The sequence below is a fragment of the Candidatus Tisiphia endosymbiont of Mystacides longicornis genome, assembly GCF_964031095.1.
GTDB lineage: Bacteria > Pseudomonadota > Alphaproteobacteria > Rickettsiales > Rickettsiaceae > Tisiphia.
In genome coordinates this window covers 1,561,792-1,580,156 of the sequence record NZ_OZ035004.1, presented here as the reverse complement: position 1 = coordinate 1,580,156, position 18,365 = coordinate 1,561,792, and the positions used below count along the sequence as shown (strand labels likewise).

Below are 18,365 nucleotides of genomic sequence, written 5' to 3'. Positions count from 1 at the left end.
TAGTAGATATTAATCTGACTATAGCAAAAGGTTAGAAACAGTTATGAAAAAGGGCGATTTTGACAACTACCTCAATATCAGTCACCAAACCGATTCCCGAGTATTTTCGGAGATGGTGCATAAACTGGATCATAGGTTCGATTTCCGAGGTACCGAACAATCTGAGGATTTTACAGGTTCAGCTTTCACTGCTTTGTATCAAATTACGATTAATTTTTATAAAATACATTTCCCAATTTTGTATCAGAGCTTTATTCCTCTTTATCTCTCTCTGTGGAAACTTAGGGTGAAAGATACTATTGGTGTTAACAATATGCATCAGGACGGAGGTATACAGTATTTTGCAAAAAATGGATATCAATCTCGAATGGTTACCTTGTGGACGAATTTGTATAAAGATCATGTTACCGGTTTATCTGACAACGATTTAGGTATTTATGTGATCGATAACAAAAATCCTCATCATCAAGAATTATATGAGGATATGGCACGGAAAAATACACATTTTTATCAAAAAGGTCCCAGAGAATTATCTGATATCAGACAGATCGGAAATGTGGCTATTTCGTATGACCTTGGTTCATTGAGTAGGCAATATTTTGACTATTCAGAAGGAACAACAATCCAGTTTAATAGTCATCTCCTTCACGGTACCAAATCCTTAGAGATGGACAAATTGTGCCTTCAGCCCTGTGATTTTAGTAAATATAGAGTCTCACTCACTAGTGTCTGGATTCATCAGCATGATTTTAATCAGAAAGTGCTGCAAATGCATGCAGAGGATTATGAACAACTATATCTATCGGGAATCAGCAAGAACGATTGGTATCGGATAAAGAATTCATGTGCTTCATTTTGTCAAAAAGAGACGATGAGATTACAATATATAATGGAACTTATTCGTTTACATTTTTCATATAATAATCCGTTCCATCAACAGGAATCTAATTATGAATAAACCTGTTAAAACTTATGATGCGTCCATGTTTTATCTAAATACCTCCCTTAGAGGAATTTCATTTTCTTATGATGGAGAAAGTATTTTATACAGCTCCGATGAAACAGGATGTTTTAATATCTATCGTGTCTTTGTCTCTAACGGCAAAACGGAGCAGTTAACTCAAAACCTAACCCAGTGTACTATAGGGATAAGCTATTTCCCTTCTGACAACCGTTTCTTATTTTCACAGGATTGGAAAGGTAATGAATTATTTCATCTTTGGGTATGTGAAGAAAACTGTATGATCAAAGATATAACGCCGGGAATCAATCTGAAAGCTAAATTCTTACAATGGAGTAATGATGGGAGACATTTTTGGGTACTTCATAATCAAAGGAATCCTAAATTCTTTGATGTTTATTGCTACCGATCCAAGGACTATCAAAGTGAGCTAGTCTTCAAAAATCAGGAAGCATTAACGATCTGTACAATTAGCAGAAATGGTCGTTGGATAGCTTGTGAAAAAGAACACGATAGCCACAGCAACAGTCTATTTCTGTATGATCTTAGCAAGGAAGAGAAACCTGGAGCAAATGCATTAAGAAGAATTTGTATCTCAGGATTGCAAAACATAGCTAGATTTAGAGTACTTTGTTTTTCTCCTGACAGTAAAAAATTTTTCTATACCTCCAATCAAGATAGTGAATTTGAAGATGCGTGGTTCTTTGACATGGAAACCGGAAAAAGTGAAAAAGTAATACAGGTCGGTTGGGATGTAAGTACACTTTACTTTTCACCTTCCGGTCGCTATCGTATCAGTGAAATTAACCAAAACTCAACTACCCTTACTTCTATTCAGGATATTAGTACCACAAAAGATGTTTCGTTGCCGAAACTGTCTGGTGCAATATCACAGGTTCATTTTTCCAAAGATGAGTGTTACATAGCATTCTATCTTGAGAGTTGTGTTTCTCCTCCACAGTTGCACTTAGTTAATCTTGAAGACAAAGGTCATTTACAGCTTACAACACTTTCTAATTCCAATCTGTCGAAAAATGATTTAGTAACTGCCGATGTAATTAGCTATCCTAGCTTTGATGGGTTAGAAATCCCTTCACTATTATATCGTCCTTGGGGTACTTCGTCAAATAATAGGGTTCCTGCAATGATTTGGGTTCATGGTGGTCCTGGAGATCAGTCCCGTCAGACTTTTGATCCTTTAATCCAACATTTAGTGAACCATGGATATGCTATTCTTGCGGTTAATCATCGGGGATCTAGTGGTTATGGAAAAACGTTTTTTCACCTTGCAGATCGAAAGCATGGTGATCTTGATGTTAAAGATTGTATTTATGGACGCAAATATTTAGAGACACTGGATTGGATTGATGCCTCACATATTGGAATAATGGGTAGTAGTTATGGTGGATATATTGCTGTAGCCTCTTTAACTTTTGAACCGGATGCATTTGACGTTGCAATAAATATTTTTGGTGTTATGAACTGGATACGTACATTGAATAGTATTCCACCCTGGATGACCTCTACCCGTCGTCGAATTTTTGGTGTCATGGGAGACCCAAGTGCTGATACAAAAAGGCTTAAAGCAATTTCACCATATTTTCACGCAGCAAATATTCGTAAGCCTCTACTTGTTGTGCAAGGCAAAAATGACCCAAGAGTACTAAAGGTAGAAAGTGATGACATTGTCAGAGATGTTCGTAATAATGGTGTTGTGGTGGAATATCTCATGTTTGAGGATGAAGGACATGGGTTTTCCCGAAGGGAGAATCTAATCACTGTAGCTAATACATGCCTCAGTTTTTTAAATCAAAATTTAAAAAAGGAGTTAAATTGAAGAACAAATCATTTGTATCGAATACAGAAGAATGCAATAATATTTTAACTGTTAGAAATTTATCAAAGTCTTATGGTTTAAATAAGGTGGTGGATCAGATCAGCTTTGATATTTACAAAGGAGAATGTTTTGGCTTATTGGGACCTAACGGAGCTGGAAAAACTACAACGATTGAAATGATTGAACAGATAACCCCTGCTGATTCAGGAGAAATCCTTTTTAAACAAAGTCGACCTGATTCAAGTTTTCCTGAATATCTAGGGGTTCAGTTTCAGGAGACTGCCCTACTTCCGTATCTTACAGTGGCAGAATGTCTAGAAACCTTTCGAAATTTGTATAATCACTCGTTGCCTTTGGATGAAATCATGAATTTATGCCAGATCAAGGATTTCAAGGATCAACAACATGATAAGATTTCTGGAGGTCAACGTCAAAGATTATTACTAGCCATTGCCTTGTGTAATGATCCGGAGCTTTTACTACTAGATGAGCCAACAACAGGGCTTGATCCTCAGGCTAGACGTCACCTATGGGAAGTTATCAAGAAAATTAAGAAAAACGGTAAAAGTATAATATTAACAACTCATTATATGGAAGAAGCTGGAGAGCTTTGTGATCAGATAGCCATAATGGATCGGGGTAAGATAATTGCTTCAGGAAGTCCACAAGAGCTATTGGAAAAAAACTTTAACACTGTATCTATATCCTTATCGGGTCTGAATCCTAACATGGATGGGTTTGACTCTCTCTTTACAAAAGAAGAAATTTCTTTCCGTAGTGGTATGGCTTTTATTCATACTAATAACATTAGTCAGGTTCTAAAAAAGCTGCTCGACTCCGGTATTTCCTTACAGGGATTAAGGATCAGAGAAGGCAATCTTGAGGATCTTTTTTTGAAATTAACCGGGGAGGTTATAAGAACATGAGCTTTCGGATTAAACGATTTTTATCAATTTTCTATGCTAGAAATAAGGAATTTTTTCGTGACAAAGGGGCTCTAAGTTGGTCATTGATTTTTCCAGTATTAATCATCATTTCATTTGGATATATTTTCAATTTGGATGAATCTTATATGTATAAGGCTGGAATAATAAACTCCGGTTCAGAGCAGTTATTTAGTTCGTTTCATTGTACAAAATTTAATGACCGAAAAACTGCTCTTGCAAAGCTAAATACTAATAGTTTGGATATTATCATAGAAGCTACACCTCATCATACTAATTATTGGGTAAATAGTGGAGTACCAAAATCATTGATTGCTGAAAAAATTCTTCAGGCTCAAGCATACCAAAATCCGACTATAAATCTAAAACCAAACAAGGTATTAGGAAAGAATATTTCCTATATTGAATGGTTATTTCCAGGGCTTCTGGCAATGAACGTTATGTGGATGGCTCTGTTCGGAGTTGGTTGGGCGATTGTTAGACACAGAAAACTGGGTATTCTTAAAAGATTTAAAGCTTCCCCACTTTCTTCATTTGAATATCTTCTTGCCCAGATGGTTTCTAGGTTGATCATATTAAGTCTGACTGGGGTTTTGATCTTTGCCCTTGGACACCTCATTTATCCTTTTAAAACCTTAGGATCATACACAGATTTGTTTATTATATATATTCTTGGTTGCTTTGCACTTAGTTCTATCGGATTTATTGTTTCAGCAAGGCTAAGCAGTGATGAACTGGTCAGCGGACTTTTGAACATGGTTACTTTTCCCATGATGCTTCTATCGGAGGTTTGGTTTTCTTTAGAGGGTTCTGCACCATGGGTACAGTATCTTACAAAATTCATGCCTTTGTGGTATATTACTGATGGCATGAGAAAAATTATGCATGAAGGAGCTAGACTCGCTGATCTTTATAGCTCGATTTTGTCCCTTTTAGGGATTAGCCTAGTTTTTTTGATCATTGGAGCATTAAGCTTTAAATGGACTAGCAATTCGAAGTAGTCTAGTAAGCCAAAGCTGCTATCATTGCACATGTATACAATCCAGCAAGCCTAGGCATACTGCTATGAAACCAAGAATTAACAAGGATTAAAAAATAAAGTAAATATGTTGAGATGAGGAAAATATTAACAGAGCAATAAAAAGAAGAATTAATAACCCGCCGGGGAGAAAGGGATAGAAGAATTTGTGTTCGAATAAAAGCCGTTATAATATACGATAAAGGGTATTCAGTAGAGGAGATATATCATGTATGCTATTAAGCGATGAGGCAATACGTAAACATTTAAGAGACTATCAAAAGCTTAACAAACTATATACAAATAATGGTGGTGGTTTTGCAAAATTAGATAAGAGCAGTCAGCAGGAATTAAGTAGGCATTTGGAAGAAAATAACTATGTATTGGTCAAAGATATTTGTGTCTACGTCGAAAACAAATATGGCTTAAAATATACCGTGTCTAGCATGACTAGATTACTATATAAAATGGGTTTTGTATACAAGAAGCCAAAGCTAGTATCTAGTAAGTTAGATGTAAACAAACAAGAAGAATTTAAGCTACAATATAAACTGCTAAAATTTAGCCTCAAAGCCAACGAAGTTATTTACTTTATGGATAGTGTTCATCCGCAATATCAAGCAAGAAGTAGATATGGCTGGATTAAGAAAGGGAAGGACAAAACATTACCAACCAATAGCGGTTGGAAAAGAAAGCATATAATTGGAATAATTAACTCCGTCAAAAGTCTAGAATATAACATCTACTATATTTAAATGCAAAAGGTGTCATGTATGGAACTACCCAAAAATGCAAGAAAAAAAATAATACTTGACAGAAAAAAAGCAAATGCAGTCATGTATTCGACTTAAGGCTCAATAAAGTGCCATAGCCCTGATGGAATTCGCTAACTTACGATCTTTAACATTATCATTCTTACGGCTTCTATGAGCCTATGACACCGTCAGTTTTTTCGTAAGCTAAGGTTTGTCTTATTCACCATCAATATTATCATCTCTCGCATATTCCTTGGTAGGAATTCCTTACTTTAATTATTTTATTCCATCCGCTGATTTTTTAAAATTTAAACCTTATTTATTTAAATTTTTAAAAAATCAGCCACCTTCATAAAATAATTAATATTAAACTTTTAGTAACATACTTTTGTTTCACTATATGGCTGATCATTTCTCAGTACTGCAAATACTACTCTTGCTAATTTATTTGCCACCGCCACTACACTAGTATTATAACCTCGTCTCTCTTGTAGTTTAAGCATCCAATCAGTGAATTTGCTCTTATCACCTGTTACTTTATCCAATTTCTTAGTTCTTAATACCCTAACGGTAAAAACAGACCGGGCTCCATGGATTAATAAATTACGTAAATATACGTCGCCTCTTTTACTAATTCCTAATAATCTTTCTTTCCCACCAGTTGAGTGCTGCTTTGGTACTAAACACGGCGACCTGATGAACAATTAGTTAAATTGTATTAAGGCATTAATAAAACGCTTTAAGTTATTTGATGACCAACCCATAGTAAGCATCATTTTTGGTTTGGTCTCTCTTTTGGTCTTTATTCTATTTAAAATATTCAATACAAACCTTCGGATAATAGCCATATTTGCAGGAGCATTGCCTTGACGTATGCTGCTCGCATCTTCATTAAATACCACATCGAGTACCCAATGCATAGATTCAATTCCCCAATGAGACCTTATGCTTTTTAACATCGCTTCAGCGGAATTATTAGAACTACTAATATAATAATTTACTGATTCTGATACTTTATTTTTTTCAACTACTTTTCTTTTTACTTGAATAACACAATTCAAACCAGCCCATTGCTCATAACCAAATATTTTTTTAACATCACGTATTACACAGCATTTTCTTTCTTCAACTCTACCATGTCCTTTATCATAAGTTTCTGCTACATCTGTTTCTAGAAACCTAGCTACATCTGACTCAAAGAACTTTTCAACCTCATTATACAATCCAGGATGATTCATCTTTAACCCTAAAATATAGTCAGCTTCTTTTTCTACAATCTGTTTGGCTATGTTTTTTTGACACCCCATGGCATCAATAGTAACTATTGCATTTTTAATATCTAAACATTCTATTGCTTCTGGAATAGCTGTGATTTCATTGTCTTTGCTATCAATTGCTTGACCAAATAAAGTGACCCCTGATTCAACTGCATAGACATTTAAAAAATGCAATGCTCTACTATCTTTACATTTTGAACCTCTAAGCGTCTTACCATCTATTGCATAATGTTTCTCGTTTAAATCATGATTAAAATATTTTATTAACACATTATTTAATTGCTTAGAATCACATCTAGTAATAAAACTTCTAATAGTACAATCACTAGGAGTGCCATTTTTAAAGGGTAAATATTCTCTTAAAGTATCAATATGAGCTTTACCAAATTCTTCAATTTCTTCCCAACTCTCTGCCCTTGCTGCAACCGCTACTACCGCTAAAAACAATAATTCTATTAACGGATAGGCTATTTTACTCTCTTGTCTATGTTCTTTAATATCGCAAAAATGTTCTGCAAAACTCTTGACAAATTCTTTTTCTTTTAACATCAATATCCCTAAAAATAATTATCTTATTTAGAGATTCTTACGTCATTTCTATACTTTTTGCAAAAACTTTATTATTACAATATCATTAACTTTTATTCATCAGACCGCCGTGGGTACTAAACCAAGCCAAGCTGAGAATTGTCTGCCATTTTCAAAATTTGCTGCATTGCCAACTGAGGCTATTAATGCCGTTGCAGTTATTAAACCTAAACCTAGTATTGCCATTAATTTAGCATGGTTCTCATTATTTTTAGCAATCTGATTTAATCGTTTTTCTAAATCTATAATTCTCTTATTATTATCTCTAAATTCTTCCAGTAATGAACAAAATGTTTCTTTACTCTTATTACTCAGTTTATTGCCGTCCATAGCTGTATTTACATGGCTGATTATTTTATTTACTCCTCTTGCGTATAGTTATGCCAAATTCATGCAATAAACCCCTAATCTCATTTGCCAATGCTGTACGATTTTTTACCAATCTTTCTCGAACCCGGTGGATAGACAGCACATCCTGTTGCTCTACCGATTTTATTGGCACAAATCTCATTGTAGGACGACCTACCGCTTCGCATATTGCTTCTGCATCTTTAAAATCATTTTTGTTGCCTTTAACATATGGTTTAACAAATTGTGGTGCCATCAACTTGACATCATGACCAAATTTTGTTATCTCTCTAGCCCAATGATGAGAACCTCCACATGCTTCCATTCCCACTAATGATTTTGGTTGGTTAGCCATAAAATCTAAAAACTTTTCTCTTGTTAATTTTTTCTTAAAAATATTTTTTCCATATTTATCTACTGCATGCAAATGAAAAATATTTTTTGCTAAATCTATTCCTATTATGTTATATTCCATTTTGGGACTCCCTATTGTTGTTTTAATACATTAAACATTAAATCTAGAAGAATAACAACTGCTATTCATTCTGTATATAGGGTAGTTCCATACCATTATTCTTGCGTAGGCAGGAATCTATAATACCTCAGGGCTTTTTGGAAAGCATTTTAGATTCCCGCCTTCGCGGCTCATCTTCTAGACGAAAAAGTGCTTAAAACGCTTAAGGAATGAGGTTTACAGGGGTTTTGTTACAAGATTTGTAGCCATGTAGATGATATTTTTTATTTGATAATGCTGGAACTTAGAGATATAATCTCTTTCATGTATATTACAAATGTTCCAAATAGAAATTCTCGTCCTGCAATATTGCTTCGCACTTCTTATCGCGAAGGTAAGAAGGTATTGCATAAAACTTTAGCTAATCTAACTAATTGGGATGAGTTGCGTATTGAAGCTTTTAAGAAGATGCTAAAGGGTGAATTTGATGGTTTAGATGGAGTGCCTGAAATTGGCGAAAGTTTTGGAACTATTTTTTTATTAAAAAGAATTGCTGATGAGACTGGTATTACTAAGGCTCTTGGTACTAGAAGCAAAGAGTCTTTATTGAGTTTATTTTTGGTTTTAGCACGCTTTGCTCACCAAGGGTCTAGGCTTTCCAGTGTAAAATGGGCGAAATCGCATGCGATATCTGATATTTTATCCGTTGATTCATTTGACGAAAACCATTTATATCATGCTCTAGAATGGTTAGAAGAGAATCAAGAAAAGATTGAATTAAAATTATTTAAAACTTATCAAAAGAAAAATAACAAGCCACCTGTTATGCTTTTATACGATGTCACTTCCAGCCATTTCGAAGGAACAGAGAATGAACTTGCGGAATATGGATACAACCGGGATAAGAAGAAGGGCAAAAAGCAAATAGTGATTGGTCTGTTAACTGATGAGAATGGCGAACCTTTGGCTGTTAGAGTTTTTAAGGGTAACAGTGCTGATCCTTCTACCATTTATGAGCAGATTGAACTAGTAAAATCTAATTTTGGTATTAAGAATATCGTCTTTGTTGGTGATAAAGGAATGATAAAGGGAACAGGCAAAGAAGCCCTAACCAAAGAGGGATGGGACTATATTACAACCTTAAGTAAAGTTGAGATTGAAAGCTTAAAGAAAAGCGGAGTTTTGCAATATAGTTTTTTTGAAGAACAGCTATGCGAAGTAACCAGTAATGGCAAAAGATATATTTTAAGAAAAAATGGTTCTATAGCCCGAAAAGTTGAATTTGATAGGAATAATAGGGTTGAAAAACTGGTTGCAAAGGTGGAAGAACGTAATATATATGTATCAACCCATAAGAAAGCAAAGCCAGAAACTGGTTTAAATAATATCCAAAAGATTGCTGAAGAATGGCGGATAGATAAATTTATCAACCTAAAATTAGATGGCAACCAAATAGTGGTTGAAATTGATCAAGATAAGAAAAAAGAGTTATTTGCTCTTGATGGTTGTTATGCGATTGAAACACAGATTGAAATTAAACTGATGAGTAAAGAATCGGTTGATAAAGCCTACCATAATTTACATGAAGTAGAATCGAATTTTAGCAGCATGAAGACGGGATTACTGGAAGTAAGACCGATCTTTTTAAGGAAAAGCAATAGAACAAAGGGACATGTATTTGTCTGTATGTTGGCATTAAAAATATGGCACTATATGAAAAATAAGTTGAAACAAGGTTATGGAGTAACTAAGGATGGTAAATATAATATGACCATTGAGGAAGCATTAAGAGAGTTGGATAAAATATGTTTTTTATATTACACAATCAAAGGTTGTAAAGTAGCAAGATTACCAAAATTAACAGAATCCCAACAAAATTTGTTCAATTTATTTGATTTAACTATGCCCCAAATGACAAAATCTGTAAAATGACAATATGTAGCCAGTAACTAAAATGTAAATTTTCGTCCCACACACCCCATAGCAATCCTGCTTTGAAGCATAATTCTTGCTCATATTTATCTCGAAGATGAGTCGCGGGAATGACAAACATTATTCTGTGGTTAAACTATAAAGTTCTAAAAATCCATAAGGTTTTTGACAAAATAAGGTAAAAATCTTATGGATTTTGATGTAATTTCTGACCACGAACATGTATTATCTCTTATGTCTGAAGCCTTTTTGACGGAGCAACTGTTTAATGTATTAAAACAACAATAGGGAGTCCCAAAATGGAATATAACATAATAGGAATAGATTTAGCAAAAAATATTTTTCATTTGCATGCAGTAGATAAATATGGAAAAAATATTTTTAAGAAAAAATTAACAAGAGAAAAGTTTTTAGATTTTATGGCTAACCAACCAAAATCATTAGTGGGAATGGAAGCATGTGGAGGTTCTAATCATTGGGCTAGAGAGATAACAAAATTTGATCATGATGTCAAGTTGATGGCACCACAATTTGTTAAACCATATGTTAAAAGCAACAAAAATAATTTTAAAGATGCAGAAGCAATATGCGAAGCGGTAGGTCGTCCTACAATGAGATTTGTGCCAATAAAATCGGTAGAGCAACAGGATGTGTTGTCTATTCACCGGGTTCGAGAAAGATTGGTAAAAAATCGTACAGCATTGGCAAATGAGATTAGGGGTTTATTGCATGAATTTGGCATAACTATACCGAGAGGAGTAAATAAAATAATTAGCCATGTAAATACAGCTATGGACGGCAATAAACTGAGTAATAAGAGTAAAGAAACATTTTGTTTATTACTGGAAGAATTTAGAGATAATAATAAGAGAATTATAGATTTAGAAAAACGATTAAATCAGATTGCTAAAAATAATGAGAACCATGCTAAATTAATGGCAATACCAGGGTTAGGTTTAATAACTGCAACGGCATTAACAGCCTCAATTGGCAATGCAGCAAATTTTGAAAATGGTAGACAATTATCAGCATGGCTTGGTTTAGTGCCAAAACAGCACTCAACTGGTGGGAAAGAAAGATTGCTAGGAATTAGTAAAAGAGGCGATGTATATTTACGTAATTTATTAATCCATGGCGTCCGGTCTGTTTTTACCGTTAGGGTATTAAGAACTAAGAAACTGGATAAAGTAACAGATGATAAGAGCAAATTCACTGATTGGATGCTTAAACTACAAGAGAGACGAGGTTATAATACTAGTGTAGTGGCGGTGGCAAATAAATTAGCAAGAGTAGTATTTGCGGTACTGAGAAATGATCAGCCATATAGTGAAACAAAAGTATGTTACTAAAAGTTTAATATTAATTATTTTTAAGATGGTGGCTGATTTTTTAAAAATTTAAATAAATAAGGTTTAAATTTTAAAAAATCAGCGATTGGAATAAAATAATTAAAGTAAGGAATTCCTACCAGGAATATGCGAGAGATGATAATATTGATGGTGAATAAGACAAACCTTAGCTTATGAAAAAACTGTTTTGCTCATAGGCTCAAATGAAGTCGTTAAGGTGATAATGTTAAAGTTCGTAAGTTAGCGAATTCCATCAGGGCTATGGCACTTTATTGAGCCTTAAGTCGAATACATGACTGCATTTTCTTTTTTTCTGTCAAGTATTATTTTTTTTCTTGCATTTTTGGGTAGTTCCATACATGACAAACATTATTCTTTGGTTAAACTATAAAGTTCTGAAAATCCATAAGGTTTCTGACAAAATAAGGTAAAAATCTTATGGATTTTGATGTAATTTTTGACTACGAACATGTATCATCTCTTATGTCTATAGCCTTTTTGACGGAGCAACTATATAATAGAATTTTTACAGAAATTAGAAGAAAGTACAGTCAAAAAGAAGATATATTTGATATGTGACAATGCAGGATATCACAAATCGAAGTTGGTTAAGGAGTATTTAAAGGATTCAAAAATAGAGCTTGTTATGAAGAATTATATATTTCCTACAACAAGTAACCCCCATACATCGGGAATCTAAAATGACACAGCCCAATAATTATAATCGTTCAATTTTGCTAGGGTGTGTCGTCACGAGATTTTAGCCCACATTAGTAATCCCCTTAGACAAAGACCCGCCATGTATGATTTTGTGTTTTTAGCATATCTTGTTGCTATACCACGCCATTCTTTAAATTTTTGAAATGTATTTTCAATAATGTGCCTTAACTTATATAAATCCTTATCTATCTCTCTTTGAATCTTTCTGTTTCTTTTTGATGGTATTACAGGAATTATATTTGCTTGCTCAGCAAATTCTACGATGCTATTTGTGTCATAAGCTTTATCCGCTATAAGGTACTCTGCCTCTATATTTTGGGTTAATTCACAAGCTTGAGTACAATCGTTTCTGGAACCTTCTGTAACAATAATTCTGACCGGCATACCATGCGCATCCACGGCCATATGTACCTTTGTATTGATCCCCCTTTTGTGCGGCTAATCGTTTGATTCCCGCCTTTTGCCCCAAGCCCTGCTTTATGGGCTTTTACAAATGTAGAATCTATCATTAACCATTCGAAATCAGGATCATTTATAAAAATATTTAGTACATTCTCCCATACTCCATTATCTCGCCATCTACAGAATCTTCTGTGTACATTCTTCCAATTCCCATAATCAGGTGGCAAATCTCTCCATGGAGCTCCTGTCCTAAATATCCACATTACTGCATTTACAAAGGTTCTATTATCTCTTGCAACCCCTCCCCAACAACCTTCCCTACCAGGCAAATGGCTTTGTATTTTATTCCAAAGTTCATCGTTTATATCATGTCTTCTATGTGCTAGCCTCATAACTCTTATCCCTATTTCTATTACTATAATTAGTATAAACAACTTCACAATTTATTCAATTACAATCTCGTGACGACATACCCTAGTAATAAGTAAGTAAAGATCCTGAAATAGATGATATATTTTCTTAGAATTTATTAAGTTTTGTAGGTCATATTTAGAATTACATAAAAGCTTGTATTTTATATGCTCAATATGGGCTTCAGCAGTTCTTGGAGAAATATTAAACAGAGTTCCTATCGATTTTAAACTACGTCCAAATAACCAACAACTTAATATTTCTACTTCTCTAACTGTTAATTTGAGGTCGTTATTCTGGGTTAGTTCGATTAGTTTAGTAATAAGCAAATAATAATCCTGTTTTACAATATGCTGCCCATCATATTGTTCTTGCTGTAAAAAGTAGCCTAACTGATTGTATATATTTAGTATATCTAAATAACAAGTATAGTTTGTTATTTTGTTTCTATTAAATTGGTACATGGTCTTTCCAGCGTAGCTAATCTCTTTGCCAGTTGGTTTAATACCTTGAAAGATACCTTCATGTACACAAGTACTCTCCCATTCCCAAAAAACTAAATCATCAATGGCTTTGAATATTGTGGTATGTACCTTAATGGTAGGAAATGCTTCAAGCCATTGTAAATAAGTATCTTGTAAATAATAATGTCCAAGATGCTTACCAAGCGGGCTTTCAGTAATTAAATATTCATCGAAAAGCTCTGAGTATAAGCCTTTTGCTTCCTTCACTTCCTTAGCATTCCAGAAACAATGTTCAAAATCTGAAATTTGTTTTAATTTATCATAAGCCATGATAGTTACCTCGCTACTATCTGTATACTATAGTAAATCAAATTGAATTAGGTGACAAAGAATGCAGAAATAGCTTTAGATAATGTACCAATTTCCGCTATTTTGTTTCGAATCCATCGCTTCATATTAGCCCAAAATTTTTCTATTGGATTTAAGTCTGGAGAATATGGGGGTAAAAAAATAACTTCACAACCAACTGATTCTATTAGCTCTTTTGTCTTTTGAGATTTATGAAAACTAACGTTATCCATCACTACAACCTGTCCTGCTGTTAACTCTTTAATCAAAAATTTTTCAACCCAATTATTAAATAGTTCTGTATTACAAGTTTTATTAAAAACAAAAGGGGCTATTGGTTTGTTATTTACTAAACCAGCTATTATATTAGTCCTTTGATAATGCTTCCCACTCTTCTTGCCAATCAATAATTCTCCTATCTTACCCCAACCTCTATCTTGGCAAATTGTCATATCTATCCCACTTTCATCAAGATATACTATTTTATCTTTATCATATTTACTGATCTTTTCTAAATAATCAGATCGTTTCTCTGCACTTGCTTCCAAATAGCTAAAGGTTTTTTTTTATAACTAAATCCTAACTTTTTTAATATATTAGCTACTTGAGAACCTGTAATTCCAAAATTCTTACCAATTTCTTGTAGCTTACTATTAGGGTTATTTGTTACGAAATATTCCAATGCTTTTTTATCAATCTTACTTTTAAATCCTAGTCTAGCTCTTGCCAGCACTGTTCCTTCTTTTCTTCTCCTTACGTTCCAACGGCTAATTGTATTTTTATGTATAGCAAATATTCTAGCAGCAGATTCTTGACTATTACCTTTTTCTATATAATTTATTACTTTTTCTCTTAAATCTTGACTATATGGACTTGTTGACATTTTTTCCTTTATTTATACCACATCTTATCACCTAATTCAATTTGATTTACTATAAATAAACTTGAACTTTTAGAACTTTAATAAAAATTAATACTTTTCTATAATCTTTACTATAAAAATTATTCATGTAAGTAATTTTTACTGATGTAATAAATCTCACTTTTATTAAACTTAATCGTATGGTTGGACTTTTGGACAAAACTTAAAAACATTTCTAAATTGGCATTGGGCATTGAACATTGAACAAAATAATAAAAATAAATTAAAACTGAAAAGCTAATAATTTTGTATATTGTATATAGAGGCTTATGAAAGATTATTTTATGTTAACTACAAAACTTTTATTGGTTCTTTGTCTTTTAATATTAAATACATTAGCTCAAAGCTTCGAATATAATGAACCAACTACCCTTGGCTATGCGGCAAGAAATAAGTTAAAAAAAGTATATCAGGCGATTGGTTTAGCACAAGAAGCACAAGAAGCTATAAAAGTATTGGATTTATTGACTGAATCTTGGTCAAGATATGATACTGAGACAAGGTGGGCAAATAATTTAACAGGTGATCTATGCCCATTGGAGTTTTCATTGACGTTTAAAGGAAATGAAAAATTACCTGTTGTACGATTTTTGATTGAACCTCAAGAGTCACCTTTCACTATACAGTCGAGTTGGAAAGTTGGTCTAGAATTAAAGGAAAAACTTAAAGTTTTACCTGGAGTAGATGTATCAAGGTTTGATAAAATATATCCAATTTTTCTCCACTTGCTGATCCTCAAATACCCTCAACATATGAATCCTTTTCGATATGGTATGCTGCTGATCTGAAACACAATCATCCACAATTTAAGGTTTATTTGAACCCACGAATCCTTGGAGAGAAGAAAGCACCCGAGCTTGTACACAAAGCACTCACTACCTTAAATGCTAAGGTAGCTTGGAATTTCCTTTTCCCTCGCTTGAGTAACAGTGAATCCAAGCTTGCTTTTCTTTCTTTAGATTTGTCAACAGACGTTAAAGCACGGATCAAAGTTTACGTGGCTAATCAATTAATCAATGATATAGAAAGCCAACTACAAGGATGTCGTTATTATGTAAATGGCACTGCTTCAAGTTGGATTAAAACATTGATAAATAAAGAAAATTTGTTCAATGTGAAACCTATTGTAATTACTTTCAATTTTACGGTGGGAAATGATTTTCCTGTCCCAACTATTCATATTCCAGTTAACGCATATGTTAAAAATGATGGAATCGTTATTCAACGACTGAATAAACTTTTATCTCCTAGCCAGGTAAAGATATTAACAGCAATTATTTCTCAAATATCTAAAAGACCTTTGGAATCAGGAAGCTTTTTAACTTATATATCACTCCGCCCTTCAGAAAATGGGCAATTGGATATTACCTGTTACCTTAGCTCTGCAATCTTTGATTTATAAATGTTTAAAATATACTTTAATGCAAATAACAAGTTTTACACAGTAATTGAGATATAGTATTATGTATTATTTCAAAGTATAGGGTAAATAATTTTATGTTTGAAAGAATTAAGGTACTAAAAGAAGCTGCAGCAAGGTTGTACCAGTATTTTACTCCTTCGTGGCATAACTGTTCGAGAACTGTTGGGTTTTTCAGTGCTATCATACTAGTACCCGTAGCAACTATTTTTATGCCGATGATTTTTTTCCGAAAAGAAGAAGATAGTAGTTCAGAAAATAAGAATAATGACATAGATCTTATTACAGCTTTAGCTAGTGTTTCTATAGTAGCATTACTTAACGGAGTACAGAAAGGTCTATCTATAATGTTAACAACATCAACAATGCAGGCGATAAGAGAGCGTAATGTTCAGCTATTAATGGACGAGTCAAAATTTTTAATACATGGTAATAATAAAGATATTAAATCTATACAATATGTAACTGTTGGAGTAGGAGTAAGAGACTTCGCTGAAAATACAGTTCCTATGTTTGTAGAATTACCACTTTGTACTATATCATCTGCTAGCACTCTTGCGTATATTAGTGTTATTACTGGATCTTTTGCAACATCAGGTGTTGTTACTGGTTTTGCAGCTGCATCCGCTATCACAGTGTACCTATTAAGTAAAGGATATTCTTCATATCTAGCAAGTAATCAAAAAATTGAGAACGAGTTAGTGGCAAAAATTGCTTTTATAGAAGCCCATGGAAGTGCTATATCATTAATGGGGGCATCAGGTACAGAATGTTCATCTGTAATGCAAAGCTTGCATCAAGTAAATCGTACTATTCCTAAATTATCACTGTTGTTTTTTTCTTGTACTTTTGTTATTAGTATATCTCCAGCTATTGCTAGTAAATTTTTAGGAGGTTACTATACAGATAATTTTATTAAAGATCTTAGCGGTAACAAAGCTAACTCTTTAAATGTTATGGTCATGTCTCTTCTGACTAATGTTGCAAATATAGTCTTTATTCTAACTCATAACTATTCGTATATTAAGTTAAATTTAGAACAAATTAAAGCCTTTGATAAAGCGTACAACGACTGTTTACTTATCCGTAATGTTAATAATAAAATGAAACAAGAATTTGATGGTGATCGGTTATCTATGACAGATTTTAGTGTGTATAAACCTGATATAGAAGATACTCAAAATAAAACATTGATTACTATGCTCAACAAGGTAACGTTAGAACTACAACCTAATAAAATTTATAAATTATCAGGTGAATCTGGTGGTGGCAAAACAACATTCTTAAAAGCTATCACAAACAATTGGCAATACACTGATGGTATCGTCAAGTTGCCAATAAACTCAAAAGATAACATATACTTCATACCACAACATTCATTTATTTCTACAGGAACGTTATTAGAAATACTTGCCTACCCCTTAAAACCTCTAGAGCTTTTAGTAAAATATCACCCAGATTCAAAAAAGGAAGAGACTAAAGATTATAATGATGCTATGGGATATATATTGGTAAGTAGCGATGATAGAAATACTGTAATACAAATCGATTCACTTGACTCGTTTATTGATAAAGCAAAGTCACTGCTTAATGAAGTCAAGTTGCTGCCAGGGGTTATTAGAGAAGATGAGCTAGAAACTGAGAATATTAATTGGAATGAACGTTTGAGCGGAGGAGAAAAACAAAAAATTGCAATTGTAAGAGCTATATTAGCAAACCCTAGATTTATTATCATGGATGAAGCTACCTCTGCTTTAGATACAGAAAACAAACTGATTGTATATGAAATTGTTAAAAGATATATCACAAAGTTAGAAAATTATATCGTAATATATACAGATCACAACACTACAGATGGTTTTGCAGATGCTACTTTAACAATAAATGGACAAAATTTGGAGTATAATGATCTAATTTAAGTTGGAGTATGCTCTACAGGCATTCGGTTAAGAAGAAAAAGTATGATATAATGCCAATTAAGAGCTAAATTTGCATAATTTGGCATTCTATAGCTATAAACTGTTAATGTCTCTTGAAATATTTTACTAATTTTCAATTAAGTGGTACTAATTCTCTTTGCCCAACCCGTAATTGTATACTCTTGTTTTCTAAAAATACAGTATCTATACATTATTGGTTGGTTTTAATTAACTTCTTCCTACTATCACTACTTCATTATTGCCTGTTTTAGCTCTTAATTGGCATTTTAGTATAT

16 protein-coding genes and 2 pseudogenes are annotated in these 18,365 nt (G+C 33.2%); 11 read left to right on the top strand and 7 right to left on the bottom strand.

The features are described from left to right. The first annotated feature begins 43 nt into the window (after window positions 1-43). The 5 genes from ACQH6S_RS08005 (at window position 44) to ACQH6S_RS07985 (ending at window position 5,515) form a co-directional block, all read left to right on the top strand. The gene (locus tag ACQH6S_RS08005) at window positions 44-958 is read left to right on the top strand and encodes a hypothetical protein (RefSeq protein WP_425364507.1); all 915 of its coding nucleotides are present in this window, start codon (window positions 44-46) and stop codon (window positions 956-958) included. Further along, a complete protein-coding gene (locus ACQH6S_RS08000; RefSeq protein ID WP_425364506.1) occupies window positions 951-2,798 on the top strand; it encodes a prolyl oligopeptidase family serine peptidase in 1,848 nt (615 codons plus the stop codon). Before ACQH6S_RS08005 ends, ACQH6S_RS08000 begins: the two co-directional genes overlap by 8 nt. Continuing rightward, a complete protein-coding gene (locus tag ACQH6S_RS07995; RefSeq protein WP_425364505.1) occupies window positions 2,795-3,724 on the top strand; it encodes an ABC transporter ATP-binding protein in 930 nt (309 codons plus the stop codon). Before ACQH6S_RS08000 ends, ACQH6S_RS07995 begins: the two co-directional genes overlap by 4 nt. Further along, a complete protein-coding gene (locus ACQH6S_RS07990) occupies window positions 3,721-4,743 on the top strand; it encodes an ABC transporter permease (RefSeq protein ID WP_425364504.1) in 1,023 nt (340 codons plus the stop codon). Before ACQH6S_RS07995 ends, ACQH6S_RS07990 begins: the two co-directional genes overlap by 4 nt. Window positions 4,744-4,993: 250 nt before the next feature. After that, window positions 4,994-5,515, top strand: a complete 522-nt coding sequence (locus tag ACQH6S_RS07985) for a winged helix-turn-helix domain-containing protein (RefSeq protein ID WP_425364503.1) — start codon at window positions 4,994-4,996, stop codon at window positions 5,513-5,515. Window positions 5,516-5,889: 374 nt separating this feature from the next. Here ACQH6S_RS07985 and ACQH6S_RS07980 read toward each other — a convergent pair. The 3 genes and pseudogenes from ACQH6S_RS07980 to ACQH6S_RS07970 form a co-directional block, all read right to left on the bottom strand. Further along, a pseudogene (locus tag ACQH6S_RS07980) lies at window positions 5,890-6,198 on the bottom strand (transposase); the annotation flags it as partial. Window positions 6,199-6,219: 21 nt separating this feature from the next. Further along, window positions 6,220-7,341: an ISAs1 family transposase gene (locus tag ACQH6S_RS07975; RefSeq protein WP_425364493.1), complete on the bottom strand. Its 1,122-nt coding sequence runs from the start codon at window positions 7,339-7,341 to the stop codon at window positions 6,220-6,222. Between the two features lie 111 nt (window positions 7,342-7,452). Then, window positions 7,453-8,203 (bottom strand): annotated as a pseudogene (locus ACQH6S_RS07970) (IS110 family transposase); the annotation flags it as partial. Window positions 8,204-8,506: 303 nt separating this feature from the next. On the opposite strand from ACQH6S_RS07970, the gene ACQH6S_RS07965 reads away from it, so the two are divergent. From ACQH6S_RS07965 to ACQH6S_RS07955, 3 genes are all read left to right on the top strand, one after another. After that, on the top strand, window positions 8,507-10,114 hold the full coding sequence (locus tag ACQH6S_RS07965; protein ID WP_425364721.1) for an IS1634 family transposase: 1,608 nt from the start codon (window positions 8,507-8,509) through the stop codon (window positions 10,112-10,114). Between the two features lie 299 nt (window positions 10,115-10,413). Continuing rightward, window positions 10,414-11,463: an IS110 family transposase gene (locus ACQH6S_RS07960; RefSeq protein ID WP_425364502.1), complete on the top strand. Its 1,050-nt coding sequence runs from the start codon at window positions 10,414-10,416 to the stop codon at window positions 11,461-11,463. Between the two features lie 568 nt (window positions 11,464-12,031). Continuing rightward, window positions 12,032-12,163, top strand: a complete 132-nt coding sequence (locus ACQH6S_RS07955) for a hypothetical protein (protein ID WP_425364501.1) — start codon at window positions 12,032-12,034, stop codon at window positions 12,161-12,163. Window positions 12,164-12,213: 50 nt separating this feature from the next. On the opposite strand, the gene ACQH6S_RS07950 is transcribed toward ACQH6S_RS07955, so the two are convergent. The 4 genes from ACQH6S_RS07950 to ACQH6S_RS07935 all read right to left on the bottom strand — a co-directional run bounded on the left by ACQH6S_RS07950 (window position 12,214) and on the right by ACQH6S_RS07935 (window position 14,691). Next, window positions 12,214-12,977 (bottom strand): IS5 family transposase gene (locus ACQH6S_RS07950; RefSeq protein WP_425364712.1). Its coding sequence is split into 2 segments (ribosomal slippage): window positions 12,214-12,620 and window positions 12,620-12,977, totalling 765 coding nucleotides; the frame shifts between segments, so codons are not numbered across the junction. Window positions 12,978-13,028: 51 nt separating this feature from the next. Further along, window positions 13,029-13,790: an ester cyclase gene (locus tag ACQH6S_RS07945; RefSeq protein WP_425364500.1), complete on the bottom strand. Its 762-nt coding sequence runs from the start codon at window positions 13,788-13,790 to the stop codon at window positions 13,029-13,031. A gap of 47 nt (window positions 13,791-13,837) precedes the next feature. Continuing rightward, window positions 13,838-14,356: an IS630 family transposase gene (locus ACQH6S_RS07940; protein ID WP_425364377.1), complete on the bottom strand. Its 519-nt coding sequence runs from the start codon at window positions 14,354-14,356 to the stop codon at window positions 13,838-13,840. Continuing rightward, window positions 14,320-14,691, bottom strand: coding sequence for an IS630 transposase-related protein (locus ACQH6S_RS07935; protein WP_425364376.1), 372 nt, complete (start codon window positions 14,689-14,691; stop codon window positions 14,320-14,322). Before ACQH6S_RS07935 ends, ACQH6S_RS07940 begins: the two co-directional genes overlap by 37 nt. Before the next feature lie 308 nt (window positions 14,692-14,999). Between ACQH6S_RS07935 and ACQH6S_RS07930 the strand changes: the two genes are divergently transcribed. From ACQH6S_RS07930 to ACQH6S_RS07920, 3 genes are all read left to right on the top strand, one after another. Next, window positions 15,000-15,518 carry a tryptophan dimethylallyltransferase family protein gene (locus ACQH6S_RS07930; protein WP_425364499.1) on the top strand — a complete coding sequence of 173 codons (519 nt, stop codon included), beginning with the start codon at window positions 15,000-15,002 and terminating at the stop codon, window positions 15,516-15,518. A 29-nt stretch (window positions 15,519-15,547) separates the two neighbouring features. Next, window positions 15,548-16,132, top strand: a complete 585-nt coding sequence (locus ACQH6S_RS07925; protein ID WP_425364498.1) for a tryptophan dimethylallyltransferase family protein — start codon at window positions 15,548-15,550, stop codon at window positions 16,130-16,132. A gap of 95 nt (window positions 16,133-16,227) precedes the next feature. Beyond that, the gene (locus tag ACQH6S_RS07920) at window positions 16,228-18,069 is read left to right on the top strand and encodes an ATP-binding cassette domain-containing protein (RefSeq protein WP_425364497.1); all 1,842 of its coding nucleotides are present in this window, start codon (window positions 16,228-16,230) and stop codon (window positions 18,067-18,069) included. The last annotated feature ends 296 nt before the right edge of the window (window positions 18,070-18,365 follow it).